This is a genomic window from Paenibacillus ehimensis NBRC 15659 (genome assembly GCF_004000785.1).
GTDB lineage: Bacteria > Bacillota > Bacilli > Paenibacillales > NBRC-103111 > Paenibacillus_G > Paenibacillus_G ehimensis.
Genome location: NZ_BILX01000002.1, coordinates 1 through 26,135 on the forward strand (window position 1 = coordinate 1; position 26,135 = coordinate 26,135).

The 26,135-nt window shown below is 50.9% G+C and carries 27 protein-coding genes and 2 riboswitches; of the genes, 14 read left to right on the forward strand and 13 right to left on the reverse strand.

What is annotated here, in order from left to right:
• Window positions 1–99: 99 nt before the first annotated feature.
• The 5 genes from PEH01S_RS01180 to PEH01S_RS01200 form a co-directional block, all read right to left on the reverse strand.
• On the reverse strand, window positions 100–975 hold the full coding sequence (locus tag PEH01S_RS01180) for a hypothetical protein (protein WP_127483655.1): 876 nt from the start codon (window positions 973–975) through the stop codon (window positions 100–102).
• Between the two features lie 213 nt (window positions 976–1,188).
• Window positions 1,189–2,019, reverse strand: coding sequence for a hydroxyethylthiazole kinase (gene thiM / locus PEH01S_RS01185; protein ID WP_127483656.1), 831 nt, complete (start codon window positions 2,017–2,019; stop codon window positions 1,189–1,191).
• On the reverse strand, window positions 2,012–2,830 hold the full coding sequence (gene thiD, locus PEH01S_RS01190; protein ID WP_127483657.1) for a bifunctional hydroxymethylpyrimidine kinase/phosphomethylpyrimidine kinase: 819 nt from the start codon (window positions 2,828–2,830) through the stop codon (window positions 2,012–2,014). The genes thiM and thiD overlap by 8 nt, the downstream gene beginning before the upstream one ends.
• Window positions 2,831–2,909: 79 nt before the next feature.
• Window positions 2,910–3,009: riboswitch (TPP riboswitch) on the reverse strand.
• Window positions 3,010–3,082: 73 nt separating this feature from the next.
• Window positions 3,083–3,183: riboswitch (TPP riboswitch) on the reverse strand.
• Window positions 3,184–3,451: 268 nt separating this feature from the next.
• Window positions 3,452–5,329, reverse strand: coding sequence for an ABC transporter ATP-binding protein (locus PEH01S_RS01195; RefSeq protein ID WP_127483658.1), 1,878 nt, complete (start codon window positions 5,327–5,329; stop codon window positions 3,452–3,454).
• Window positions 5,326–7,131 carry an ABC transporter ATP-binding protein gene (locus PEH01S_RS01200; RefSeq protein WP_127483659.1) on the reverse strand — a complete coding sequence of 602 codons (1,806 nt, stop codon included), beginning with the start codon at window positions 7,129–7,131 and terminating at the stop codon, window positions 5,326–5,328. Before PEH01S_RS01200 ends, PEH01S_RS01195 begins: the two co-directional genes overlap by 4 nt.
• A gap of 228 nt (window positions 7,132–7,359) precedes the next feature.
• Between PEH01S_RS01200 and PEH01S_RS35260 the strand changes: the two genes are divergently transcribed.
• Window positions 7,360–7,665 carry a Rossmann-fold NAD(P)-binding domain-containing protein gene (locus tag PEH01S_RS35260; RefSeq protein WP_246062754.1) on the forward strand — a complete coding sequence of 102 codons (306 nt, stop codon included), beginning with the start codon at window positions 7,360–7,362 and terminating at the stop codon, window positions 7,663–7,665.
• A gap of 9 nt (window positions 7,666–7,674) precedes the next feature.
• On the opposite strand, the gene PEH01S_RS01210 is transcribed toward PEH01S_RS35260, so the two are convergent.
• On the reverse strand, window positions 7,675–8,097 hold the full coding sequence (locus PEH01S_RS01210; protein WP_127483660.1) for a VOC family protein: 423 nt from the start codon (window positions 8,095–8,097) through the stop codon (window positions 7,675–7,677).
• 133 nt (window positions 8,098–8,230) lie between these two features.
• Between PEH01S_RS01210 and PEH01S_RS01215 the strand changes: the two genes are divergently transcribed.
• The 12 genes from PEH01S_RS01215 (at window position 8,231) to PEH01S_RS01265 (ending at window position 18,870) form a co-directional block, all read left to right on the forward strand.
• Window positions 8,231–9,178 (forward strand): helix-turn-helix transcriptional regulator, encoded by a 948-nt coding sequence (locus PEH01S_RS01215; protein WP_127483661.1) that lies wholly within the window; start codon window positions 8,231–8,233, stop codon window positions 9,176–9,178.
• Between the two features lie 202 nt (window positions 9,179–9,380).
• Window positions 9,381–10,253 carry an aminoglycoside 6-adenylyltransferase gene (locus tag PEH01S_RS01220; protein ID WP_127483662.1) on the forward strand — a complete coding sequence of 291 codons (873 nt, stop codon included), beginning with the start codon at window positions 9,381–9,383 and terminating at the stop codon, window positions 10,251–10,253.
• Between the two features lie 119 nt (window positions 10,254–10,372).
• A complete protein-coding gene (locus PEH01S_RS01225) occupies window positions 10,373–10,615 on the forward strand; it encodes a hypothetical protein (protein WP_025852148.1) in 243 nt (80 codons plus the stop codon).
• Window positions 10,616–11,000: 385 nt separating this feature from the next.
• Window positions 11,001–12,329 carry a helix-turn-helix domain-containing protein gene (locus PEH01S_RS01230; protein ID WP_127483663.1) on the forward strand — a complete coding sequence of 443 codons (1,329 nt, stop codon included), beginning with the start codon at window positions 11,001–11,003 and terminating at the stop codon, window positions 12,327–12,329.
• 854 nt (window positions 12,330–13,183) lie between these two features.
• Window positions 13,184–14,533: a helix-turn-helix domain-containing protein gene (locus PEH01S_RS01235; protein ID WP_127483664.1), complete on the forward strand. Its 1,350-nt coding sequence runs from the start codon at window positions 13,184–13,186 to the stop codon at window positions 14,531–14,533.
• Entirely contained in the window at window positions 14,530–14,652 is a 123-nt protein-coding gene (locus PEH01S_RS35745; protein WP_281281412.1) for a hypothetical protein, read from the forward strand. Before PEH01S_RS01235 ends, PEH01S_RS35745 begins: the two co-directional genes overlap by 4 nt.
• Window positions 14,653–14,810: 158 nt before the next feature.
• Window positions 14,811–15,371: a cupin domain-containing protein gene (locus tag PEH01S_RS01240; RefSeq protein WP_127483665.1), complete on the forward strand. Its 561-nt coding sequence runs from the start codon at window positions 14,811–14,813 to the stop codon at window positions 15,369–15,371.
• 445 nt (window positions 15,372–15,816) lie between these two features.
• Window positions 15,817–15,978 (forward strand): aspartyl-phosphate phosphatase Spo0E family protein, encoded by a 162-nt coding sequence (locus tag PEH01S_RS01245; RefSeq protein ID WP_246062763.1) that lies wholly within the window; start codon window positions 15,817–15,819, stop codon window positions 15,976–15,978.
• Window positions 15,971–16,222 (forward strand): hypothetical protein, encoded by a 252-nt coding sequence (locus PEH01S_RS01250; RefSeq protein ID WP_246062755.1) that lies wholly within the window; start codon window positions 15,971–15,973, stop codon window positions 16,220–16,222. The genes PEH01S_RS01245 and PEH01S_RS01250 overlap by 8 nt, the downstream gene beginning before the upstream one ends.
• A gap of 162 nt (window positions 16,223–16,384) precedes the next feature.
• Complete coding sequence (locus PEH01S_RS01255) at window positions 16,385–16,909, forward strand: HEAT repeat domain-containing protein (RefSeq protein ID WP_127483666.1); 525 nt, start codon at window positions 16,385–16,387, stop codon at window positions 16,907–16,909.
• Window positions 16,910–17,519: 610 nt separating this feature from the next.
• Entirely contained in the window at window positions 17,520–18,416 is an 897-nt protein-coding gene (locus PEH01S_RS01260) for an AraC family transcriptional regulator (RefSeq protein WP_127483667.1), read from the forward strand.
• Between the two features lie 73 nt (window positions 18,417–18,489).
• The gene (locus PEH01S_RS01265; protein ID WP_127483668.1) at window positions 18,490–18,870 is read left to right on the forward strand and encodes a RidA family protein; all 381 of its coding nucleotides are present in this window, start codon (window positions 18,490–18,492) and stop codon (window positions 18,868–18,870) included.
• A 789-nt stretch (window positions 18,871–19,659) separates the two neighbouring features.
• Here the strand turns inward: PEH01S_RS01265 and PEH01S_RS01270 are convergent.
• The 4 genes from PEH01S_RS01270 to PEH01S_RS01285 are packed head-to-tail and all read right to left on the reverse strand — an operon-like array spanning window position 19,660 to window position 22,381.
• The gene (locus PEH01S_RS01270) at window positions 19,660–20,217 is read right to left on the reverse strand and encodes a GNAT family N-acetyltransferase (protein ID WP_127483669.1); all 558 of its coding nucleotides are present in this window, start codon (window positions 20,215–20,217) and stop codon (window positions 19,660–19,662) included.
• Window positions 20,218–20,238: 21 nt separating this feature from the next.
• A complete protein-coding gene (locus tag PEH01S_RS01275) occupies window positions 20,239–20,439 on the reverse strand; it encodes a hypothetical protein (RefSeq protein ID WP_127483670.1) in 201 nt (66 codons plus the stop codon).
• Between the two features lie 2 nt (window positions 20,440–20,441).
• A complete protein-coding gene (locus PEH01S_RS01280) occupies window positions 20,442–20,651 on the reverse strand; it encodes a GNAT family N-acetyltransferase (protein ID WP_174807088.1) in 210 nt (69 codons plus the stop codon).
• 26 nt (window positions 20,652–20,677) lie between these two features.
• Window positions 20,678–22,381, reverse strand: coding sequence for an ankyrin repeat domain-containing protein (locus tag PEH01S_RS01285; RefSeq protein ID WP_281281413.1), 1,704 nt, complete (start codon window positions 22,379–22,381; stop codon window positions 20,678–20,680).
• A gap of 184 nt (window positions 22,382–22,565) precedes the next feature.
• On the opposite strand from PEH01S_RS01285, the gene PEH01S_RS34415 reads away from it, so the two are divergent.
• The gene (locus PEH01S_RS34415) at window positions 22,566–22,703 is read left to right on the forward strand and encodes a hypothetical protein (protein WP_164827615.1); all 138 of its coding nucleotides are present in this window, start codon (window positions 22,566–22,568) and stop codon (window positions 22,701–22,703) included.
• A gap of 141 nt (window positions 22,704–22,844) precedes the next feature.
• On the opposite strand, the gene PEH01S_RS01290 is transcribed toward PEH01S_RS34415, so the two are convergent.
• From PEH01S_RS01290 to PEH01S_RS01300, 3 genes are all read right to left on the reverse strand, one after another.
• On the reverse strand, window positions 22,845–23,168 hold the full coding sequence (locus PEH01S_RS01290) for a hypothetical protein (protein ID WP_127483672.1): 324 nt from the start codon (window positions 23,166–23,168) through the stop codon (window positions 22,845–22,847).
• Between the two features lie 165 nt (window positions 23,169–23,333).
• Window positions 23,334–25,049: an adenine deaminase C-terminal domain-containing protein gene (locus PEH01S_RS01295; RefSeq protein WP_127483673.1), complete on the reverse strand. Its 1,716-nt coding sequence runs from the start codon at window positions 25,047–25,049 to the stop codon at window positions 23,334–23,336.
• Window positions 25,050–25,070: 21 nt separating this feature from the next.
• Window positions 25,071–26,132, reverse strand: a complete 1,062-nt coding sequence (locus PEH01S_RS01300) for an ABC transporter ATP-binding protein (RefSeq protein ID WP_025852170.1) — start codon at window positions 26,130–26,132, stop codon at window positions 25,071–25,073.
• Window positions 26,133–26,135 lie beyond the last annotated feature (3 nt).

Sequence of the window (26,135 nt, forward strand, 5' to 3'; positions counted from 1 at the left end):
AAAGAGCCCGCCGCTCCCCTTCGGGAACGGCGGGCGAACCGGCGGCATCGAAAAAAAAGATGACTTCTTGAATTCAGAAGTCATCTTTGGCCGTATGATTTAATTGGCTCCATCAATTGCGGTGATATCACTTTCAATGATAACCGGCTGTTTGACGATTTCCCCAACCGCCCCGAGTACTCCGGACGTATTATTTCCCCAGCCATAAACTTTGCCGTCGCTTTTAAGGGCGATAACAAAGTGATCTTTCACAACAATATCCGTGATGCCGGTTAATCCTGGAATCTTGGTTTTTACCACTCTTTTCGTTGTGTCGCCAAGACCTAGCTGTCCATAGTCGTTGCTTCCCCAAGACCATACCTCGCCGTTAGTATCCAAAAGATACATCGAGTTATCTCCTACAAATAATTTTGTGGTAGTAGGAGTGGGATTAGGATTAGGATCAGGGGTGACATCCGGAGCAACGAGATCCCCTGTTTCACTAATATCAATAGCGTCAAAGACGAATAGCCCGTCATCCTTTGACTGCACTTTGACTTTATGTTTGGCGTCATTTAAGCCTGTAATCTCAAAATTTAATACTTGAGCTGCAAAACTCGAAGAATACTGCGAAAAACTTCCTTTTAAGGCGCCATCAATGTAAACTTCAATATTCGCCAATGCGCTTCTATTGCTAAAATTAGCACCGATAAATCTCATTTTTGTTCCAGTAAAATAAAATTCGACCGAATCTTTGCCTGAAACTCCGTAGCCGGTGTCGTTATATAATCCTTGTCCGCTGTTTTGATTTAGTGGAGTTCCATTATACTTAATCCACGGATGATGATCGTCAAACCTTTTCCAACCTTGTTCCGGTGCTGTTAGCTGTCCCCCAACCGTAGCTGCTTTCGCGGTTTGAGCAAAACCAGGAAAAACCAAAATGCTCAAAACAATAAAAGATAATGCCACCAATAAAATACTCTTTTTCCTAACCAATAGATTACACCTCTTTGCTGTTTTCCATCATTATATACTCCATTTGTCCTATTTATCAAATGAAAAATAGTTCTTTTGTAATGAAAATCACATCGATTTTCGTCATGGACTGCTGCCAAAATTCCGGTTGTGCAGGATGATATGAAATTGTTTCTTACCAAGCGGCTCTACCGGCAAGGCGCCGGTTTGGCTTGAGAGATTCCGCCATCCATCTCAGGCTTCATATACTTTGGCCCTCTCGTGCATCGTTTGGGAGTTTATTTTGCTTATTTCATCGATGAGAGCTACACGGTAGCTGCCGTTTCCTTGTTGACCGGCCGTTTCATAAGCAAGCTCCCCTGCAATCCCCATACACAAAAGACCGGCGACGGCCGCCATGCGGTAATCCGCCGTCACGCCGCAGAATGAGCCGATAAGGGAAGTACTCATACATCCTGTACCGGTGATAGAGCCGAGCATGGGATGCCCATTCTCCATACAAATGACGCTTTTGCCATCGGATACGATATCGGTTGCGCCGGTGATGGCCACCGTACAGTGATATTGCTCCGCCAATTTGTTCGCAATATCGATGCCGCTTTGCAGACCGTTTTCCAAGTCCGCTTCGGAGGCGTCCACACCTTTCGTCGTTGCCTGGAGTCCGGCGATAAAACGGATTTCAGACATATTGCCGCGGATGACGCTGAATTTTAACTGTTCAAGCATCATTCTAACCGTCTGATTGCGAAGCTTCGACGCGCCCGCGCCCACGGGGTCCAGAACGACGGGGGTGCCCATCTCATTTGCTTTCTTCCCCGCGGCAAGCATGGATTCTACGGTTCGCGTATTCAATGTCCCTATATTCAACACAAGCGCGGAGGATATGGCGGTCATGTCAGCGGCTTCTTCGATATCGTCCGCCATGATGGGAGAAGCGCCGATGGCAAGCGTAACGTTGGCGCAGTCGTTTACCGTCACATAGTTGGTAAGATGGTGAACCAAAGGCTTTGTTCGCCGGACGCTGCCCAATAAATCGCCGATGCTTGAGGTTGGATTATTATTCATGGATCTCAGCTCCATTCTTTAAGCCGTTGTGGTAAAGCTCATAAAAATGATGAGTGGGACCGTGCCCCTTCCCGATCGACAAGGAGTGCCGAATGGCCGTTGTGATATATGCCTTCGCTCGACGTACCGCTTCCTGTAAGCTGCACCCCAATGCGAGGTTGGAGGCAATAGCGGCCGAATAGGTGCAGCCTGTGCCATGCGTATTTTTGGTCTCAATACGCTCGGCATCAAACGTATAAAACCGCTCCCCGTCAAACAATAGATCCAGCGCGCTTCCTGCGGCATGACCGCCTTTGACAAGGACGTTTTTACAACCCATACGATGAATCGCCGCGGCCGCTTTTTTCATATCTTCGACATTGTGAATTTGCATACCGGCGATCTTCTCCGCTTCCGGAATATTGGGAGTAAGGAGGTCGGCGAACGGAATAACCTTTTCGATCAGCGTGTCTATGGCCTCGGGGTTCATAAGCGGACAGCCGTTTTTCGCATACATCACAGGGTCGAGAACAATATTAGCGGGAGCGTATTGTTTGAGCTTTCCTGCGACGGCCTCCATGCAATTGGGCTGTGAGAGCATACCGATCTTTACAGCGTCCACGTCAATATCCTCAAACACGGCGTCGATTTGTTTTTCGATCATATCGGGCCTGACATCCTGGATGTCAATGACGCGGCTCGTGTTTTCGGCGACCACCGAAACAATGACGCTCATGCCAAAAACGCCATGCGCCGAGAATGTTTTTAAGTCGGCTTGAATGCCGGCGCCTCCGCTGCAATCCGAACCGGCAATCGTCAATACTTTTTTCAAGTCTATCATCTCCGCTCTGTTAAATGAATAAAATAAAAAGCCCTTGTCCTACTGCTGACAAGGGGAAAATAACACGCACGATCCATTGTTATTTGCTTCCCTACGCCAGTATTAACTAACAGGTTCAATGGGTCAGGTTTTAACCTTCTCAACCGCGAACGGTCCCCCCGCAAACAATAAACACTATTCAGTTTTAGCATATAAAAATAGAGCGCTCTCCCGTTCGTGGAATGCGCCCTAATCATATACATAGAGATGTAATGATTCGCTTCCCTACGCCGGTATTAACCAACAGGTTCAAAGGGTCAGGTTTTAACCTTCTCAACTACAACGTAGTCCCCCCGCAAATTAGTTTCATTGAAACATACGCTTTTCCAAAAGTCAAATGCATCGGAGCGATTTCTTCAAACCACCTGTTCGGCAGATCGGACGGCTTCCTGTTCTTCTTTAGTTTGATTTGGAATCTCATAGCAAGCGAAAAAACCACCGTCGTCAGGTTGGGTGACCTGATCGGTGGCTTTTCCTAGGTAATAACTTTTTCAAACCCGGTTGATGTACCTTGGCTGACTCCGCCTGGCACGGACAGCCTATCCACTTAGCCTAAGGCAGGCTCCCGCCAGCTCACCCCGCCTCCTGTCCCCGCCCTCCGCCGGTGAACTGGCTGCGGTACAGCTCGGCATAAAAACCTCCTTGCGCGAGAAGCTCCTCGTGGGTACCCTGCTCGATCACGCTGCCTTTGTTCATGACGAGAATCAGATCGGCCTCGCGAATCGTGGATAAGCGGTGCGCAATGACGAAGCTGGTTCTGCCTTTCATCAGCTCGTTCATCGCCTTCTGAATATGGACCTCCGTCCGCGTATCGACGCTGCTGGTCGCTTCGTCGAGAATCAGGATCGCCGGGTCGGCGAGAATCGCGCGGGCAATGGTCAGAAGCTGCTTCTGGCCTTGCGAGATATTCGACGCTTCCTCGTTCAAGACCGTATCATAGCCGTCCGGCAGCGTCCGGATAAAGTGGTCCGCATGCGCCGCCCGCGCGGCCTGAATGATCTCTTCCTCGCTTGCCCCTTCGCGGCCGTATGCGATGTTGTCCCGGATCGTCCCGTTGAACAGCCACGTATCCTGAAGCACCATGCCGAACAAGCTTCGCAGGTCGCCGCGCTTCATTTCCGTAATATCCGTACCGTCGATGGTAATCCGGCCGTCGCCGACCTCGTAGAAGCGCATCAGCAGGTTAATCAATGTCGTTTTGCCCGCGCCGGTCGGGCCGACGATCGCGATCGTCTGTCCCGGCTTGACGTCGATGTTCATGTTGTCGATCAGCACGTCATCCGGCTTATAGCCGAACCGGACGCCTTCGAACCGCACCTCTCCCTTCGCCGCGCCAAGGCGTTTTCCCTCGGCATGCTCCGGGTCTTCCTCCGGCTCGTCCAGCAGCTCGAACACACGTTCCGCCGAAGCGATGGTCGACTGAATGACGTTGGCAATCGTCGCCAGTTGGGTGATCGGCATGAAGAACTGCCTGGAATATTGAATAAACGCTTGAATGTCGCCAATCTCGATCGACCTCTTCGTGACCAGGAGCCCGCCGACGACACTGACGAGGACGTAGCCGACATTGCCGATAAAGCTCATCATCGGCATGATGATGCCCGAAATAAATTGCGCCTTCCAGCCGGACTCGTACAGCTTCTCGTTAATGCCGTTGAACGTGTCGACCGACTGGCGCTCGCGGCCGAACGCTTTGACGATTTTGTGGCCCGTATACATTTCCTCCACGTGCCCGTTGAGCTCGCCAAGCGACTTTTGCTGCTCCTTGAAGTAGCCTTGCGAGCGGGAGGCGACCGCCTTGGTCACGAGCAGGCTGAGCGGCAGCGTCAGGAACACGATCAGCGTCATGATCGGACTGATCGTCAGCATCATCGCGATGACGCCGACCAAGGTGATCAGAGAGGTAATCAGCTGCGTCAAGCTTTGCTGCAGCGTGCTGCTGATGTTGTCCACGTCGTTCACGACGCGACTCAGAATTTCCCCGTTCGTCTTCGAATCGAAGAACTTGAGCGGCAGCCGCGCCAGCTTCTCATTCACCTCTTTGCGCATGGCGTACACCGTCTTCTGCGCTACGCCGGCCATCAAATACTGCTGCACATAAGCGAACGCCGCGCTCACGATATACAATACCGCCAGCATCAGCAGAATATAATGCACATAGCCGAAATCGATATGCGCTCCCGGCACGCCCTTCAGCTTCTGCATCAAGCCCTCGAACAGCTTGGTGGTCGCCTGTCCCATCAGCTTCGGACTGATGATGCTGAATATCGTGCTGATCACGGACGCGGCAAACACGGCGAGCAATTGATATTTGCGGGGCAGCAAATACCGGATCAGCCGCTTCAAGGTGCCTTTGAAATCCTTCGCCTTCTGCACCGGCATCCCCATCCCCGGGCCTCTTCCAAACGGGCCTCCGCCGCCGGGACCCGGGGTTTTGCGTTGTTCACTCATCGAGTCTCCTCCTTTCCGGCGCGCAATGCGACCGCGTCTTCATCCGCTTCTTCCGCCCCTTGGGCCGCGCCGCTTCCGGCAAGCTCGTCCTCGGAAAGCTGCGAGGATACGATTTCCCGGTACACCTTACAGGTGTCCAGCAGCTCCCGGTGCCGGCCAATGCCCGCGATCCGGCCTTCGTCCAGGACGACGATCCGGTCGGCATCGATCACCGTGCTGACTCTCTGCGCCACGATAATGACGGTAGCCTCTCCCGTCTCTTCCCGCAGGGCCGCCCGCAGCTTCGCGTCCGTCTTGAAATCGAGCGCCGAGAAGCTGTCGTCGAACACGTAAATATCCGGCCGCCGCACCAGCGCGCGGGCAATCGAGAGACGCTGCTTCTGCCCGCCGGATACGTTCGACCCGCCTTGAGCAATCACGGAATCGAAGCCGTCCTTCATCTCGCTTATAAATTCCGTCGCTTGCGCGATATCGGCCGCATGGCGAATTTCTTCCTCCGTCGCATCCTCTTTGCCGTACCGGATATTGTCCCGGATCGTCCCCGAGAACAGCACGGCTTTTTGCGGAACGAATCCGATCTTGGCGCGCAGCGCTTCCTGCGTCATCTCTCTGACGTCCGTGCCGTCCACCAGCACGCGCCCTTCGGCTGCGTCGTAGAACCGCGGGATAAGGCTGATCAGCGTCGATTTGCCCGCGCCGGTGCCGCCGATGATCGCCGTCACTTCCCCAGGCCCCGCTGTGAACGTGATGCCTTCGATCGCCGGTTTCTCTGCGCCCGGGTAGCTGAACGATACTTCCTGAAACTCGACATATCCTTTAAGCGTACCGCCGTCTTTGGCTTGTTCGGGATCGTTCAGCGTGGGCACCATGTCCAGCACCTCCCGGATCCGGGCAGCGGAAACCGATGCGCGCGGAATCATGACGAACATCATGGACACCATCATCAGCGAGAACATGATCTGCATCGCGTACTGCAGGAATGCCATCAGCGAACCGACCTGCATATCGCCGCTGTCGATGCGGAAGCTGCCGAACCAAATAATCGCAATGGTCGCAAAATTCATCGTCAGCATCATGACGGGCATCATGGCCCCCATGATCCGGTTCACTTTCAGCCCCGTCCCGGTCAGGTCGAGGTTAGCCTCGTTAAACCGCCGCTTCTCGTGCCCGGCGCGGTTAAACGCACGAATGACGCGAATCCCGGTCAGCCCTTCGCGCAGTACCAGATTCAGCTTGTCGAGCTTCGTCTGCATCGCTTTGAACAGCGGAATGCCTTTGCTTGCAATGAAGAAAATCGCTCCCACCAGCACGGGGATAATCACGATCAGGACCAGCGACAGCTTGGCGTCCTGCGATACGGCCATGACGATCCCCCCGATACAGAGCATCGGCGCGCTGACCATCATCCGCAGCATCATCGTAAGCACCTGCTGTACCTGCGTGATGTCGTTGGTCGTCCTCGTGATCAGCGAGGCCGTGCCGATCCGGTCAAACTCCTGCAGCGAGAAATTCTCCACATGCTCGAATACGCTGCCGCGCAGCCGCTGGCCGAAGCCTGCGGCCACCTTGGAGGAATAATAGCTCGCCGCGACGGAACAGACCGTGCCGGCTGCCGCCACCAGCAGCATAAAGCCTCCGATCCGCAAAATATAGGGCGTATCTCCCTGCACAACCCCAATATCGACAATGTCGGCCATGAGCGTAGGCAAATACAAATCGGATAAAGACTGCAGGAAAATCAAAGCCAGAACGATCGCGATAGACGCACGGTACGGCTTCAAATAAGCAAACAACTTCAACATGCTTCATGATCATCTCCGCTCGCTTGGATCTGTCCTCGGCACCTCAAGATGCCGGTTAGATAGACCATTGAATATTTTAGACATTATTAATTAAATAATTTAATTTTATGTCCGGTTTTCGTCCCTGTCAAATCCAAATTCGACTAAAAAAAGAATGCCCCTCCCCGATTCAGGCGGAACATTCTGACCTACGATGACAGCGGAAGTACTATAAAAGGGGGGATTCGGATGCGGGACCGCACCGTGATCGTAACGGGGGCCAACTTTGGGATGGGGCTCGCTGCAACAGTGGAGCCGGCGAGGCTGGGGGCGCATGTCATTAGCATGCCGCAGCCGGGAACGCGGCGTATAGACGCTGCAGGAAGCGTAGCGGCAGTGCGGCTGATGAAGCTGGATCTCGGCGTCGACCGCGCCACCGGGTTCGGCCGCAGGATTCACGCCCGGCTGCGGCCGTTTTTCCTAGCCCCCGAGGCGCTCGCCCGCAGGCCATGGGCCTGGAGCGAGCAGGAGGTAGGGCTTTCCGTCAGAACCTGAAGCATCAGGTTACGGTCTTTTGGTGAAGATTTGGAAGGTGACGCCGAATTTATCCGTAACCATGCCGTAAGCGGGGCTAAAATAAATCTCCTCCAGCGGCATCTTCACCTCACCATCCTGCTGAAGCGCTTCGAACAAGCGCTTCGACGTTTCGACATCGCCGCTCGTGATGCAGATGCTCAGTTGGTCGCCCCGCTGTCCAAATTCGCCCGGGTACCCATCGGCCACGAACAACTCCGCGTCGCCGATCTTGAGCACGCTGTGCGCCACACGCGATTTTACCTCCTCCGGCATCGGCTGCCCGGGGGTTTCCGGCGCTTGACCGAACAATTGCTTGAACACGACCTTGGCTCCCAAAGCTTGCTCGTAAAAACGGATCGCATCTTCCGCCTTGCCATCCAGCATAATAAAAGGGGTAACCTGCAACGTCATCCTTCAACAGCTCCTTTGTTTGGTTTCATCGATTCGGCCGGCTTCGTTTCCTTCAGCTGGTCTTGGTTCTTATTGTAGCTTATAATAGTGACAACTATTGTCACAAATACAAAAATAAAATCGGAGCCATGCGATGTCCAAATCAAAACGACTCATGGAATTGATGATGATCGTCAACCGAAAGAAGAAATTTACCGTCAAAGAGCTGGCGACCGAGTTTAACGTATCGACGAGGACGATTTTGCGCGATTTGCAGGAATTGAGCGAGCTTGGAGTGCCGTTGTATTCGGAGGTGGGACCTCACGGCGGGTATCAGGTATTGAACGAACGCATTTTGCCCCCGATCGCCTTCACCGAGGAGGAGGCTGTCGCCATCTTTTTCGCATGTCATGCGCTGCGCCACTATGCTTATCTTCCCTTCGAGACGGAATCTTCCTCCGCCTTGAGCAAATTTTATTTTTACATGTCGGGGGATGTCCGCGACCGGATCGATGAGATGAAGAACCGGATCGATTTTGTAATCCCGTCGAGACAGGCGAAGTTCCCTTACCTGTCGATTCTGCTGGACGGAGCCATCCGGCAACAGGTGATCCGCATCGAATACGAATCGCGCGATGGCGTGTCCGCCCGACTCATACAGCCGGTCGGCATTTTTGCCAGCAGCGGCTTATGGTACTGTCCCGCCTACTGCTTCCTTCGCGAAGATATCCGCTTGTTCCGGTGCGACCGGATCAGGTCCGCGGCGGAGGACACTTCCGGAACGCAGCCGCTCGACCTCCGGCATCTCCACCTCGGCAACCGGGAGGCACTGATTCCGGCGGAGCAGGAATTCACCAATCTGTATGTGGAGCTGAGCGAGGAGGGAGTCCAAAAATGCGAGGGCGAATATTGGTCGTCCACCAAGCTGCATCGTCGCGAGGACGGCACCGGATGGCTGGAAGGCCACATGCCGAAGAGGGACATTCCGTTTCTGGCGCAGTTTTTCATCGGCTTGGGCGTAGATGCGACGGTGAAATCACCGCCGGAGCTGCTCGATGACATGAAACGGAGGCTGGCCGAGATGATGGCGAGGTACGGCTAGCAGCCCAATGGAAGAAGTGCTGTATCCTTCCACAAACTGGAGTTATAATAGTGAGACAGGAGGACGATAATCATGAAAAAGCTGTTGGATAAATTATAACGTCTCGATCTAAAAGCATCCGATGTCGTCCGTATTCGCGGACCGCCGCCTGCCTCGTTGGAATGCCAAACCCAAACTATACCCTACGGAGGTTTGAACGAGGATGAGAAACGAGCAGGAAATGCTGAATGTAATTCTGGATATTGCCAGAAACGACGAGCGAATCCGGGCGGTCGGGATGAACGGGTCGCGAACCAATCCGAATGCGCCAAAGGATGTTTTTCAGGATTATGATATTGTGTATATCGTTCATGATCTGCAGTCTTTAATTGAAGATAATCAGTGGATTGACCGCTTCGGCAGCCGAATGATCATGCAGAAGCCGGAAGAGATGGAGCTTATTCCTCCGGAATCGGATGGAAGGTTCCCTTATCTGATGCTGTTTACGGATGGCAACCGGATTGACTTGACCCTGTGTCCCTTCGAGGATAAGGACAACTGGAACAACGACGATACACTGGCCGTCGTTTTGTTGGACAAGGACAATTGTCTTCCCCAGCTTCCGGCCCCGACAGACGAGGATTACTGGGTAGAGCGCCCGTCGGCCAAGCTTTTTGCCGATTGCTGCAACGAATTCTGGTGGGTTTCCACGTATGTGGCCAAAGGCTTGTGGAGGCAAGAAATGCTTTATGCCCAGGATCATTTGAACGTCGCCGTGAGACCGATGCTGATTCAAATGCTCGACTGGCAGGTTGGCATTCACACCGATTTCTCGATCAGCACAGGCAAAAACGGCAAATATTTAGAGAAGCATCTTTCGAGGGAGAGCTGGCACGAATTGATGTCCACCTTCCCGGACGCAACTTATGAAGGAGTATGGCGGGCTTTATTTGCCATGGGGGACTTGTTCCGCCGAACCGCGCAGGATGTGGCGAGCCGTTTGAACTACGAATATCCTCTGGAGGACGACAAGCGCGTCACCGCCTACTTAAAGCATGTTCGGAATTTAGCTCCGGACGCTAGTGAAATTTATTGATTGTTATGAGCTGAGCCTCCCGCCATGGGAGGCTTTAAATAATAAAAAAAGTTTTGAACCCATTTAAAGAATTAAAATGGTTACGCCTGGGGCAACCTAATTCTAAAACGGAGGTTTTTATGGAACTGTTTAGAGATGGCGAACCCCATCCTTTGTATGATGAGATTATGGGTTTGAAAGATGCAAAAATGCGTAACGTTGCCATTAAAGCTGTTAATGGAGTAATTTTAGTATCTTACATTGACGATAAGTGGATTATCACTTTAAATGACCGCTTCCAGTTGGAAAGTGCTAATATTACCGAAATCATCGATCATGTGGACAAACTGCATGGAGATAATTCCAATGTATTCATTCGCTGAGTTGAGTTATAGAAAAAGACAAAGAAGGGGTAGAGGATGAATCTATCCTTTTTTGTTGTCCCTAAGAAAAAGATTGGGGATTAAGCGAATGGGCAGAATAGCTGTGGGTACTGTTTCTCCATGAATGATTCCGACGGGAAACAATAGTTTTATTGAGAAAGTGAAATAAGATACTTGTATACCCCTGAGTCTACAGTGGAGCCTAAAGTTGGACTTCTGTTTGGAGCGAAATGGAAGGAAAATGTCCCCAAATGCTGCTGCGACTTAATCCAGCGCCTCACTGACACTTGGTTGTATGCGCATTTATTTAAATGTGGTATTTTCATTTTATTTTGATGGCATATTAAGGTAAAATTGATTTATATTTCTAAGGGAGGATTTCTTCGTGCGGGGTGTCAATCGTCCTTTGCGTTGGGAAATTGAAGACCATATGAAACTGCACGGCTATAACCTCAATCAAGTGGCTGAGTTAGCGGGGATCAACGCAGGAAATTTAAGTAGAGCCTTGAATGGTGTAGCCCGTTCGATCACAATCGGTCAATTGGATGCTTTGGCCAAGCTTTTTGGCCAAGCACCCGGCTGGCTGTATGAGCTGTATATCGAAGAATGCATTTCGGAGGAAAAATGGTCCCGGCGGCGGTTGATTCCTTACTTAGTGCGATGCGCAGAGCTCGGCCGTCATGATTGTATTGAACCGGTGATCTCCAAGCTTCTTGATAACCCGAAGAACGTATCCATTATTTTTGCCGCGGCAGAGAAGTTGTTCCAGATGGAGAGACTGCAGGAAGCAGAGCATTTCTACCAAGTCGTAATTGACGGGACCAAGGATAGCTTCTCCGAGATGCTGGCTATGAGTCATTACCGATTATTTCTCATAGCTCAAGGTACGGATGCGGAGAAAAATTGGAGGGCGGCCATTCGGTTTGAACCGTACAGAAACCGTCTGCCCGAACACCTCCAATTGGCGGCTCTATTGAAGCTGACCAAAGTCTGCTTTGCATTGCAGAAGTGGGACGAGGTTGAGAAATTCGCGGATGAGCTAGCAGAGTTAAGTATGGCATTATGCAGAACCCGAGTGAAGATTGAGAGCGAGCGACATCTGGTATACTATTACGGAGCTGGGCTTTTGTTTAAAGGCGCTACATTAGAAAAACGAGGGTTATATGACCAGTCCAAAAAATATGTTCGTGGCTATGCTAATCTGGAATGGCCGGAACCGCTCGATGAAGAAGTCAAAAAAGAAGTAGAAATGTTTAAAATCTGGGGAAAAGCGAATTTATACACGCTTGAGGTGCTGGCCGGGAACGAAGGCATTATTGACGAATATGCCGATTATCTGGCGAATCTTAACTGGCTTGCAGATATTCTGGCCGGATTGATCACGATCTTAAAATCAGCAAATACATATGCTTTCTCTGTCGATCACGTATTGTCGCGTTTTTCTGAAACCATTCATGCTTTTCATTCCTTTAACGACGATCTCATCCTTTCGGATCGACACCTTCGATTTAGGTATCATAAAGCTATTTATGAGTTCAGGCACGGACGAATCCAAGCAGGACTGGACGAGACGTTGCAGTGCCTTGCCTTGGCCCACAACATGAGCCGGAATGAGGATTATGTCCGCTGCACCGCCTTATTTGAACAATATAAGGACTATGCGTCAGAACAGCAAATAGAAAGCTTCCTCCAATATCCTATCAGAGCTGTTTAACGTTTCATTTAGACACTTTTGACAGCTGTTTTAGTAGCATTCGGGACGAAACGCTCCCGAATGCTTTTTTTGTCGAAAATAATTATTCCAAAAACCATAAATCCTGTATATGGAAAACGATCAATATAATAGGATTCGGGGACGGTTAATATGAATAAAAAGCTAAAACGGAAAATTAGGAAGCTGCGGCAGCGGTTGATGAGATTGGTTGAGCAAAAGCTTATCGTCAGACGAGGAGTACACAGCTAAGAGATGATTCCTGTACTCGTCAGGGGTCATCTTTTTTTTTATTCCGTTGGAACGCCCTGAAATCAGGTTACACATTTATTCCATGGAAAACCCCGAAAAAAGGATGAGATGTAATGAAGGAACAAAACCCAGGTGAATATCGGCCCCAGACCGATGCTTGGAAACCGCGTCATCCCCAATCCTATTGGGGTAAGTTTGCGGAAGAATCGTTGCCGTGGTATTGGAAACTGTTGGGGTACGGGGGAAGAGGCCTAATCTATGCGCTAGGTGTCTGTTATGCCGCTCTTGCCATAGCCGCTATGTTCTATTATGTCATTGCGTTCGCTCGTTTCGTACTTCATTAGCCATCCCCACCCGCAATGTCGTTTGCATTTCCCCATGGATTACCCAAGGTTAATTTTAGTTTATTCCTCATAATTAAACCCAACCTATAGAAAAAGATAAAAACTTCCTTTAAAGTCAAGATTTCGCGAAAGATAGATAAATTTTTTTGATGAAAATTGTAAAATAAACCCTTATTTTCAACCAAACTATGAATATTTTCGTTTCATAGCAATGGTATATTGTGGTAAAATATACTTATAAATTTGAGGAGGGCGCCTTTTATGCGGGTTGTTAACCGGTCTTTGCGCGTGGAAATTGAAGACCAAATGAAGCAGCATGGCTATAACCTGAATCAAGTGGCTGAATTGACGGGGATTAATGTCGGAAATCTCAGCATGGCGTTGAATGGTGTTTCCCGCGCAATGACAATCCGTCAATTAGACGCTTTGGCAAGAGTGTTCGGAAAGGTTCCCGGATGGCTATATGAGCTATATACGGAGGAATGTATTTCCGAAGAGAAATTGTCTCGGCCGCGGTTAATTCCGTATCTGGTACGATGTGCCGAAGTTGGCAGAAACGATTGTATTGAACCGGTCATCTCTAAGATTTTGGATAATCCGAAGAACGTATCCGTAATTTTTCCTGTTGCGGAAAAGCTGTTTCAGAAAGGAAGATATAAGGAATCGGCTCGTTTTTATCAACTTGTTGTCGACAATGTAAAAGATAGTTTTTCCGAGATGCTAGCCATGAGCCACTATCGTTTATTTCTGATCGCTCAAGGCACAGATGCCGAGAAGAACTGGAAATCGGTTATACAATTTGAACCTTTTAGAAAACGTTTGCCGGAAAACCACCAACTTGCGGCACTTTTAAAGCTGGCCAAGGTTTGTTATTCGTTGGAGAAATGGGACGAAGTCGAACGGTTTGCTGAAGAACTCATAGAACTAAGTTCTATTCTCCACGAGCTAAAAACGGAGGAAGCAGTAGCCGTTGAGCATCACCTAGTATATTATTTTGGCATGGGTTTATTATTTAAAGGCATTGCGCTGGAAAAAAAGGGGCTATACGAAAAGGCTAAGAAAGTCGTACAAGAGTATGCTGATCTCGAAGCGTTACTTAGGCCGCTTGACGAGGCGGGCCGCAAAGAGGCTGAACAATTTAAAGTTTTCGCGAAAGCGAATCTTTTCACGCTTGAAGTATTGATGGGTAATGATAGCATACTAGACGAATACGCTGAATATTTAGAAAATCTCAATCAAGTGAATGAGATTTTGTCTGGATTGACCACGATTCTAAAAGCTGCGAATATTTACGGCTTCTGTGTGGATCAAGTTTTGGAGCGTTTTTCCTGGTCTATCGATCGCTTCACTATGTTTGACAACGACTTAATTAATTCTGGAAGACACCTTTGGTTTCGCTATCATAAAGCAGTTTATGAATTCAAGAACGGGCGAGTGGATAAAGGCATTGATGACACGGTATGCTGTATGTCCTTAGCCAAAAAAATGAACCGGCATGAGGACTTTGTCCGCTGTGTTTCCTTATTTGAAAAACATCGAGGACAAGCATCGATGCAACAAATCAGGCGTTATCAATTTGTCGCAATAAGAGAGGAGATGCAGGAAAGATGAAAGCTTTTATCCTGATGTTGGTTCTAGGGTTTGGATTGTTTAGCGGAACGCAGTATTTAGAGATTATTCAAAGTCCGCCTTCTATTATCAAACTGCTTGATCATGGGGCAGACTACTAGACTGGCGGAATACTTCTTGACGTTTCAGGGTATTTTTTTGTCGAAAGAAGATGAGCTAACAAAAATTTCTCAAAGTAACTCATCACAGAACAAAAGTACCTTCCCAAGCCATCGTGAATAACCTATTTTATGCTTTGTGAAGGGAAGGATTAAACCAAATGTATTACTTTGAGTATATGTATCCATATCCGTACTACGTTAACGAACCCATGTATAACTATGCAAGACAACCTATGTACTGGGCGATTCCACCAGAAATAAGCCATTCAAACCAATTCGGTCATCGGCAATCATCAAAGATGAAGGGTAAAATCGAGTTAAAAGATTACGGAAGAATACCGTTTGTTGTGGATATTAACGAGGCTGCCAAGCAAAACAATACCTTTCGGACCGCCATATGGTCAGGAAATAACCTACAAGTGACTCTGATGAGTATCAATGTCGGGCAAGACATCGGTTTAGAAGTTCATCCTACCGTTGACCAATTCTTGCGTATTGAAGAGGGGCAAGGTGTCATCCGTATGGGTGATACTAAAGATACCGTAAATTTTGAAAAAAGGGTATATGATGATGATGCAATCATGATACCTGCTGGTAAATGGCACAATTTAATAAACACGGGCAATACCCCGCTTAAACTTTATACGATCTATGCTCCACCTCAGCATCCATTTGGTACGGTTCATAACACGAAAGCGGACGCAATGGCTGCTGAATAAAACCATATACTTACAGAAGTTCTCCATTCTCATCCTCAATGAAACTTATTGCCACTTATTAGCGTTATGCTGGTGTAGACTAATATGTTAATAGGGGATTCAGAAGGACGTGTTTTGTTAGTAAAGCACAGCTACGGCAAGAACTATGGGGACCCCGACCAATTAGTGACTTTACGATTAAACGAATACAGGATGCCTTTAATCCGACTAGACAGCAGCTATTTCACATCGTAGGACCGAGACAATGGATTGAATAATACCCTCGCTTGATATCACCGCCTCTTCAAGGGGCGGTTTTCTTATGAGCGCAGACTAGGAAGAAGCATTTGGGACAACACACTCCTGGATGCATTTTTTGTCGAAAAAAATATTTCTCAAATGCTAAGACCCTTAATATGGAAAAATGGCATTATTATAGAGTTGGGGATGGTGGATAACTATGAATATGAAACTAGAACGAAAAATCAGGCAGCTTCGTCAGCAGTTGGTGCGATTGGTTGAGGAGAAAGGTTCACTATCACACGAGGAGGTGGTACAGCTAAGTCAACGTCTGGATCAATACATTCTCATGGCTCAAAAGTCTTCGAAGCTGAAAGTGTGTGGATGATACAATGCACCATGATTATTTATTGGCCGGGGAAAGCGAGGAGCGGATTCTCTATCTTGCCCGGATTGGCGCGATCTTCGAGAGGCTATACGGCCTCAAGGATTTACACGATGCTGAAAGCAGGGCGATGGCGAACGCCGGAGTTACGGCCAAAATGCTGGCCGAGCTTGGTTACAGTAGCGAGCAAATTGAAACTGTTTTGCGCGAGCGGCTGTTCTTCTATAAGCAAAAAACGAACCACTAGTATACCGATTCAAGAAGCGGCAAAACTCCATGCCATATTTCCAACGGAAAACAGCCGTTCCGTGCTGACTTAAATTAACCTTGGAAGCAGATCATGATTGGAACGGAGGATGTGACTCCTTGGAGCTGAACTTTGGATCTTTAGGAGGATTCGATGACATATATGAATTCCGCACAAGCCATTATGTTTTTGAAAAATAACCAGCCCTTCACCAAAGATACGGAGGAAAAGTTCGAGGTCATCAAAAAGTATAACGACGTGAGGGTACACTTTTTAAACCATCCTGATCCTCAGTGCATTCCATTATTTCTAAATTCATTTGGCGAAGGCAGCGGCTTCGGGGTCTATCAGCTGATTGAAGATGTTTTGATGAAGTATTCGATAGAGCAAGTCGTTCCGCACTTAATTACCGCATTACATAGCGAACATATCGGCGTGAGGTATTGGTGTGCGCATATCGCTGCATCTTTTCCAACCCCAAGTTTAATTACACCTCTCAGTAATCTGCTTAGCGACCCTGATCCCGATATTAGATGTGCGGCAGTAACTGCCTTGTCCCAAATCGAGGATGACAGGATTATCGGTCTATTCAAGGGAGTTCTGGAAAAAGAAACCGACTCGGACGTGCTTGAACACATTCAAGAAGCTCTGACTGAACCCAAATTAACTTCGCTAACCCCCAAGTAACCTTGAGTGGCACTTCTGCCCATCAAGGTTACTTTTATTAAATAAAGATTTCCAGGATTTACGCTAGGAAATTCTTATTGGCATGTTATTTTATGTTAATTCCCCGTTATGGTAGTATGGTTTTATAGATTTAGGGGAGGGTGTTCCGTGCGGGTGGATAATCGCTCTTTGCGGTTGGAAATTGAAGACCAGATGAAGCTGCATGGCTACAACCTGAATAAAGAGCCGAACTGACGGGGATTAACGCCGGAATTGGATGTCTTGATTCCACGCGGCTTTTAGAATTGCCATACGGCAGCCCTCATAAAATAAGTATTTTCTTAGTGCTTAGGTTTTCTTAGTGCTTAGGTTGAGATAAGTCCCCTGTTTAAGCACTACATGCTACCCGCGTACGTTCTTTTATTAGTAATTATATAATGAGGAGGACGTAGCCCAAGCGAAGGCGCGGGAGCGTCCTTTTTATTGAACTAACGGGCAGGTTAGCGGAAGGTGATTCTGATAAAATGCGATGAGAACTTAAAATGTCCAGGAAGACAAAACTTTGTTGTGCACAAATAGTTGCGATGCGATATCTCTGGTAATTTATACTGTGGTTGAAAGGAGGAATCTGATGGATTGGCTTGAACGGATGAACCGGGCGATGGACTATATCGAAATGAACTTGGCAGGGGAGATTGAACTGAGTGAAGTTGCGCGTAGAGCTTGCTGTTCGTCTCATCAGTTCCAGAGGATGTTCTCGTTCATTACCAATGTTACACTGGCGGAGTACATTCGGCGCAGAAAGCTCACCCTTGCCGCACTCGAATTGCAGAATAACGGGGCGGCCAGAGTGATTGATATCGCCATGAAATACGGCTACGAGTCCCCAGTTTCTTTCGCGCGAGCGTTTCAATCTCTTCATGGAATCACGCCGGCAATGGCTCGACAAGACGGAATTGCTCTTAAAGCCTATCCGCGCCTCTCCTTCCTGATCACGATCAAAGGAGTAGATGCGATGAATTATCGCATTGAAACGAAGGAATCATTCGAAGTATTCGGCATGGAAAGAGTTTTTTGTAACGATGGAAGCGGTGATGCACCGAACACGCCGGCACTATTCTGGCAACAAAGCCACGACAATGGCGAAGTTGAGCAACTTGCTGCTAACGCCGGCGACTTGCCCAGTTTCGTAAGCCAAGATTCATACAAAGTACATGGGGTTTGCAGTTACAAGAATACAGGGAACGAAACTTTCCCGTATATGCTGTGTGCCTTTAAGAGCGGAACCAGTAACATAAACGGATATTCAACCATAACAATTCCCGCTCAAACATGGGCCATCTTTCCCTCGGAACCAATTGCCCGGGATGCGTTCGGTGAAACCATTGAGACGTTGTATCGACGATTTTATACGGAATGGCTTCCGACATCAGGCTACGAGCAGGTGGGTGAAATAGAATTACAAGTTTTCGGTGAAAGAGCTGGGTTTCATTCCGTTGAACTATGGTTCGCCGTAAGGAAAACCTAAGATACACTTCCGAGTTGGAGCACATGCCGAGATGGTGTGTGGAAAATAATAGGATGATAAGGGAGATGAGATTGTGAACAGAAAATTCAACCCTCCGGGAATGGTTTCCTCAGACATATATCATCACGGAGTTGAGGTTACGTCTTTCCAACGGATGCTGTTCATTTCAGGTCAAGTAGGTGTGGGACCGGACGGAATTCCCGGCAAAGATATTCGGCAACAAACGGAGTTGGCGATCAATAATTTATATAAAGTTCTTGCCGGCGCAGATATGGATGCAAACGACATCGTAAAATCCACGATCTATTTAACGGATGAGAATTTGCTTGGTGCCTTCATGGAGGCTGGTGCAGGGTACTTGCCTACCCCTCCCCCGGCGACGACGTTAGTTATTGTCAAAGCGCTCGCTTCACCGGATTTGCTCGTTGAGATCGAAGCCGTCGCAGCGAAGTGACGTTCTATTGCTCCTTTTATGCCCGAGTATCGGGGGAAAAAGTTACCCAGGGAGCAGAGTGCCGCGGCCTCTGTTCTTTTTCTTTTATGTAACGGGCAACAGACTGACAGACGATCGGCGGCCTCGCTGCGCTAACGGGAGACGTTAGTTCAATAAATTGAATTTTACCACTTTTTGGCAACATGCTAAAATAATTTAGTACCAGTTAACCTCTGAGTCTAATGTGGAGCTTAGAAAGACTTCTAATAAGTATTTGTGGTAACTGGTACGGTATTTAGAAGGAATTGGCCTTGAATAGGCGTATATATAATTTGTGCAGTGACCTCTAAGGGAACAACCGCCAGAGTAGGTTTGGAGCCGGCAGGACATCCTCCTGGACTTCTTTAACAGAAATGAGGCGCTCCATGATTTGGCGCTGCACATTTGATAATTATTCAACCTGTCGAAATGACAGGTTTTTTTGCGTAAAAATACAAAGAACTTAACAGAAGGGTCGGAAATTGTTCCCTTTCGTCGAAAGGAATTACCTAGAAGCCCTTTAAAGTTATTGAGGCGGATTCTCGACCCCTCAGTCGATTATGGGTAATGCACCGAATCTCTAAAACCTGACATGCTACATTGGGCCCATTAAGGCTACATTTTTAAGTTGGATTTTTAATTGATTTTTATCAAAATCGTCCCAAATACTGACGGGCGCGCGTCCGATGACAGCGAAGTCGGGACGGTTGTCACCGTTGGGAAGCACTGGCACAAGCGGCTCGGCGAGCCGTCGCGCTGTCGGGCATGAGCTCATTCGGACGGCGTGCCCGGATACCATACGCCGAGCCACTGTTCGGCGCCGTAGTCCTCGAACCGCTCCACCTCGGTGAACCCCAGCTTCGCCGCGACGCGCATCGAGGCCTCGTTGGCGGTCTGGGTGGAGAGCACCACCGGCTCGCCGGGATGCGCGTCGGCGAACCAGTCGAGCACCGCTGCGCACGCCTCGGTGGCGTACCCGCGTCCCCACGCCTGCGGCAGGAACATGTAGCCGAGTCCGGGCTCCCCGCCCTCTGGACGGATGTGACCCTTACGCTCCGGGTCGCGCCGATCGAGCGTGATCATGCCGATCGTTGTTCCGTTGAGCTCAACCACGAAGAAGCCAAAGCGCTGCCCGGGCACCTCGGGCAGCGCGCGCTCGAGCTCGTCACGCGGTCGGGAGCCGCCGACGTAGGTGCCCACCTCTGGTGAGGCGAACAGGTCGATCAGCGCCGCACGGTCCCGGGCCTCGGACTGGCGGAGCACGAGCCGCTCGGTCATGATCGGGGCAGGTGGCCAGGCGACGGGGTGCACTGTGATTTCATCCGACATGTTGTAATCTCCCTTCTCTATTTAATTCCGTTTGTCAATATTGGGATACCCTATCCCTTCCTCAAGAACCAACACTTTTGTTTCAGCATCAATCGAGTCCAGGTTGTTAGGTGCTTTTGAGGTATCGACCGATGGGCCAGGGCCGACTTTTTTAAACAATCCATTTTCAGTATAGATTTTTTCAACAGAGTTCTGAAGCTCCTCCATTTGCACGGTAGTCATTTTCAGTCTAATCCTATTTTTTCTCTGGACACCCCGAAGCGATACCATGAGAGATCAAGCTCCATCTCTATGAGATCGAATCCCGGCGCAAAACCGCCCGGGACTACCCGCTCCACAACGAACCCGAAGCGCTCGAAAAAGCCGCGGCTGTACTGCGTCGTCTCAATCGTCACGATGGAAAACTGCGGCTCCGCCGTCGCAATCCGCTGCAATCGCCCGGCAAGAAGCTGCCCGACGCTTACATGATGGAAGCCCCGTGCATAAGCAAGATCTCGTAAACGTCCCGGCTTCCTTCCGCTTTAGCCGGGACGACCGCTCCCGCTTGAATCAGTGCCTCGACCACAGCAGCATGCTGCATCGGATGGGAGCCGTTGCAGTGCATCGAACCGTGGATAGCGCTCTCCAGAGGCGTTCCGCCGTATCCGTTTTGGACCGAAACCGAGGCACCGCCAGCCAGCAGCACCCGAACCGTGTCGAGATGGCCAAACCACGCCGCGATGTGAAGTGCCGTACCTTCTTCCCTGCTCGTCTCCTTGTCGAAACCGGCCTCCAGCATTAGGCGAACAGCGTCCGCCCGCCCCCGTTCGGCGAACTCCAGCAGCATCTCGCGGTCATCCGCCGTCAAGGCGGACAGCAGAGCCGGGTCTTCCTCAAGCATAGCGCGTATACGCTGCTCGTCGGCTGCGGCGCAGGCGCCGAGGAATTGATCGATGGACCCGGCTTCGCGGATAGCCCCGTGGCGAAGCAGCAAAGCCGCCGTTGACGTTTCTCCGAAACGAACCGCGAGCACGTAGGCTGTTTTGCCGTCCGTCCTCCGGGCATTCACCTCGGCTCCGTGCTTCAGCAGCAGCTCGACAATGGCCTGCGATCTTCCCCGATAGACAGCCCAATGCAGCGCCGTATTGCGCTGCTCGCCCAGCGTAAGCGCCAGATCAGCCCCGTGCTCCAGAAACCACCGGACCCCGGCTTCATCGTCATAATCGAGCTTACGGAACAAAGCAGGCGTCGCATTGACGTCCACGCCGTATTCATGGAGCAGATCAAGGCAATCGTTCCGGGAAAGCTCGGCCGCGTGGTACAGCGTTTCCCCATCGTTCGGCTCCGCACCGGCCGCGAGCAGCGCTCGTCCAACCTCCATATGCCCCGCCATCCCCAGCGCTCCGTAGAGAACGGGCAGCTTGCGTTCATACGGATCATCCGGGTCTACCATGAAGGCGTTCGGGTTCGCCCCGCCCGCGAGAAGCATTTGTGCGGCTTGCGCGAAGCTTCGGCTTTTCTCGGCATCTCTGAGAAGCCAGGAGAAGCACAAATAAAGAAGCGGCTCCGCTTGGAACGGTCCTCCCGGCTTGACCGCAGAAGCGGGGTTTCGTTTCAAGTGGGCGGCAACAGCATCCGCATCCCCGGCGGCCGCAGCCGTATAAATGCTCGTCTTGGTCAAGCCCGGATGAGCCGCGAGAATCGCCCTCGCCGTCGCTTCATTCCCTTCCAGGGCAGCTTGCAAAAATTCGTCCGCCCAGTCCCGATTCGTTTGCATCTCCATCACCCTTATAATTTGTTGAAGGTTATCGACATAAGGACCCATTCCTTCTTCCACGGCAAGCTCGGCCTTCCGGATCGCCTGGACGGCCAACTGCAGGTTCCAAATCTTACGCTCGATCCACTCCCGCTGCATCGCGAGAAGCGCCGACAGCTGAATATCCTTGTTCTCGACAATCCGCCGAATCTGCTTCAAGGAAAAGCCGACGAACTTTAGCGTCACAATTTGCTGCAGCCGGACGAAATCCTCCTTCGAGTAAAGACGCTGTCCCGATTCGGAACGGTGTCCCGGTTTTAGCAAACCCATTCGCTCGTAATAGCGCAAAGTACGCGTGGTCACACCCGCCATTTCCGCAAACTTTCCGGTTCGGTATAAGCTTTGTTCTTCTTTCTTTATTTTCGGCACCTCCCTTTTGGCTGAAAGTGAATACCCTTGCCTTGATCTTAACAGACGACGTTACGTCAAAAGCAAGCATCCATGATAAAAATTCGGGCAAAGAAATTTATCATTGGACTAAAATCCCATAAAATAATATTATTGGTTTATATCGGAAATATCGGAATCATTCACAACAAAAAGGGGGGGCGGGATGGAGGAAGACAACAGCGGCAAGGTCGGCTTGATTGTCGCTTCGGTCTTGATCGGGGGCATTCTTTTGATCGCAGGCTTTTTCCTGCTCGGTTACATGGGGATGATGAGTCTGGAAAAGGAACGGCGCGGGCCGTGAATTGCCGGATCAAGCTTATTCCAACGGAGTTCAGAGACGAAGGGGGACGGTGGCATTGAGTCTTAAATATCCTTTGAGCTTCGGGATTGTTCTGGGCGTCATCCATTTCGTGTGGGGCTTGGTGATTCCCGATGTTTGGATTTAGCCGCTTGTTTCGTCATGGCGCTGGAATATCCGCTCGATAAAATGGGTATCACCAGCCGAGTAATCCCGGTCCCAGTGGGGATAGGAGCTTTCATCATGATCCTCATTTTGTTTACCTTCATCACCCGATGAGCGTTTGTGGTGGCACTTCGGCGGCTTTCCGTTGATGCTTATTTTCGTCCCCATAGGGCCATTGTCGTCATTTCCACTAAACTCACGATGATAAAAACGACGGTTCCTAACAGAAGAGAGGCTTGAAGCTCCACCTTCAAAAGGATAGGCAACATTATAAATAAAATCATAAAATTCAACACATTCCATGCCAGTCTCTTTTTAATAAAATGAATCAGGATTGGCTTCATCGGGTCATCTCTCCTTTCAAGTCCATCTAATTTTACCATAATCTTGATGCGCAATGCGAAACGGCCCTTGCCCGCAGCTTTGCGGCAAGAGCCGTTTGTTCGTCTATTATCAACCTTTCGTAGGCTACGCCTCGACCAAAAGCGGCACGACTTTGCCCGCGTTCACATCGATCAGGCCCAGGTCGGTAATTTTGAGCGCCGGGCTGACTGGGAGCGAGTGCGTGCTGATCGACATGATCGGGTTGTAGTGCTTATACCCGAGCGACTCCATCGCTCTGCGCAGCTTCTCGACTTCCTTCGCCGTCTCGTCGAGCGGCGCTTCGGTCAGGATGCCGCCGACAGGCAGCGGCAGGTGTGCCAGCACTTGGCCCGCTTCCACGACGCAAAAGCCGCCTTGGCTGCGGATCACCTCGTTAGCCGCCAGCGCCATATCGGCCGGGTTGTGCCCGACCACAAGCAGGTTGTGGTTGTCGTGCGAATACGTCGTCGCCACCGCGCCGCGCTGAATCGTATCTCCGCCGATCAAGCCGTACGCCCGGTTCCCGTTCTTGCCGTACCGCTCGAACGTCGCGATAAGCGCGTACGGGCTTTCCTGCCAGCGCAGCTCGCCGTCCCGGATCTCGACCTCGCCCCGCACATCTTCCGTGAAGGTGGAGCCGTCCTTGACCAGCATCACGCGGCACGCATGCCGGCCGTCCGGCGCGCCGTGCGGGCGCACGGCAAAGTCCGCTTCTGCCAGCAGCGGCAGCTGCACGCTTTGGTAGTAGTGCGCCGGGAACGCGTGGCCGTTTTCCTTCGGAACATACGCCTCACGCACGTCGTACACCTTGCGCCCCTGCTTGTACACTTGGCCGATCGCGAGCTCCCGCAGGTCCGACAGCAGCACGAAGTCGGCAACTTTGCCCGGGGCAATCGCGCCCCGGTCGTGCATCCGCATCCGGCGTGCCGGGGTAAACGTCGCAGCGTAGATCGCCTTCTCCGGCGTCATGCCCATGCGGATCGCTTTGCGGACGATATGGTCCAGATGACCGCGCCGCTGGAACGAATCGGCCATCACGTCGTCGGTGACGAAGCAGAAGTGTTCGGAGACGTCGTTCTGGATCAAGTAGTTCATGACATCGTCCGTCATCGACTTTTCTTGAAGCTCGATGAACATGCCCGCACCGATGCGCGCTTCCATCCCTTCGATCGTCTGATGCGTGTGGTCCGAGTCGACCCCGGCATAGATGACCCGGTGCAGATCCAGATCGAGCAGCTTCGGAACATGCCCCTCAATGACGAGCTTCGGATAATGCTTGCGGATGTGCGCCAGAATCCGGTTCGTTTTGCAATCCGGGTCCGTGATGACGTCGACGTAGTTCATGATCTCGCCGAGACAAATAATGTCTTCCGTCCGCAGCAGCTCGTCCATATCTTCGATCTCGATCGTGCCGCCGGTCGATTCCATCGACGTGGCCGGGACCGAGCTCGGAATCGCGTAGAACATGTCCGCCACGCAGTCGCGGCTCGCCTCAATCATCTGCTTCACGCCGCTCAGGCCGAAGACGTTCGCCATCTCATGCGGCTCGGGGACAATGGTCGTCACGCCGCTGCGGATCAGCCCGTACGAGAACGTCTCCGGGGTAACCATCGTGCTCTCGATATGCAGGTGAATGTCGACCAGACCGGGGATCATGTAGCGCCCTTGACCGTCCACGATCTCGCCGGCTTCGAACGTCTCCGTCCCGCGTCCGCCGATATACAGGAACGTTCCGTTCAAGACGGCGACATTGCCTTGAACGAACCTTTTAAAATAACTGTTGTAAACGTGTACCTTCTCGATCAGTAAATCCACTCGCATGCTGCCGGTACCTCCAAGTCGTTAGTCTACCAGGACCAATCTGTCCGCAGGGAACAGCAAATGCACCATTTGCCCGCTGCTGTAGGGAACTTCCATTTCTTTATTGACCGTAAAATCCCCAAGGTCCGTCTCGACGACGTACTGGTAGCTTCTTCCCAAAAACGTGCTTACCTTGATGCTGCCCCGCACCCGGTTCGGTCCGTGACCGATCTCCTCTGCGGTGCCGAGCTGCATATCGTCGGGGCGAATCGCGCCCTTCCGGCTTGCGGCGCCTTCCGCGCCGGGCTGTCTGGCGGCGTGGAACGTGTAGCCCTTCACCTTCAGCTCGATGCCGTCGCCGGCTTCGCGGCGTTCCTCGAAAGCGATGAAGTTGTTGAAGCCGATAAACCGGGCGACGAATTCGGTTTTCGGGTATTTGTAGATCGTGGAAGGCCGGTCCAGCTGCTCAATGACGCCTTTGTTCATGATCGCGACGCGGTCGGAGATGGAGAAGCACTCCTCCTGGTCGTGCGAGACGTACACGGTCGTAATGCCGAGCTCCTGCTGAATGCGGCGGATCTCGACGCGCATATTCACGCGAAGGTTCGCGTCCAGGTTGCTGAGCGGCTCGTCGAACAGCAGCAGATCCGGCTCGATGACGAGCGCTCGGGCGATGGCCACCCGCTGCTTCTGTCCGCCGGACAGCGCTTTGGGGAACCGCTGCTCGAAGCCCGCCAGGCTGACGACCTCCAGGATGCGCTGCACGCGCTGCTTGATCTCGGCTTCCGGCACCTTCCGCAGGCGGAGGCCGAAGGCGACGTTATCGTATACGGACAGATGCGGGAACAGCGCATAGCTCTGGAACACGAACCCGAAGTTCCGCTTGTTGACCGGCACTCGCGTGTAATCCTTGCCGTTCAGCATGAACTTGCCGTCTTTGGCTTCGAGGAAGCCGGCGATGAGCCGCAGCGTCGTCGTTTTGCCGCAGCCGCTCGGGCCGAGCAGGGAAATGAGCTGTCCCTTCTCGACCGTCAGGTTGAAGTTTTGCAGAATATATTGTTGATCATAGGCGACCGACACATTTTCCAAGGATAGCAATGCCATGGG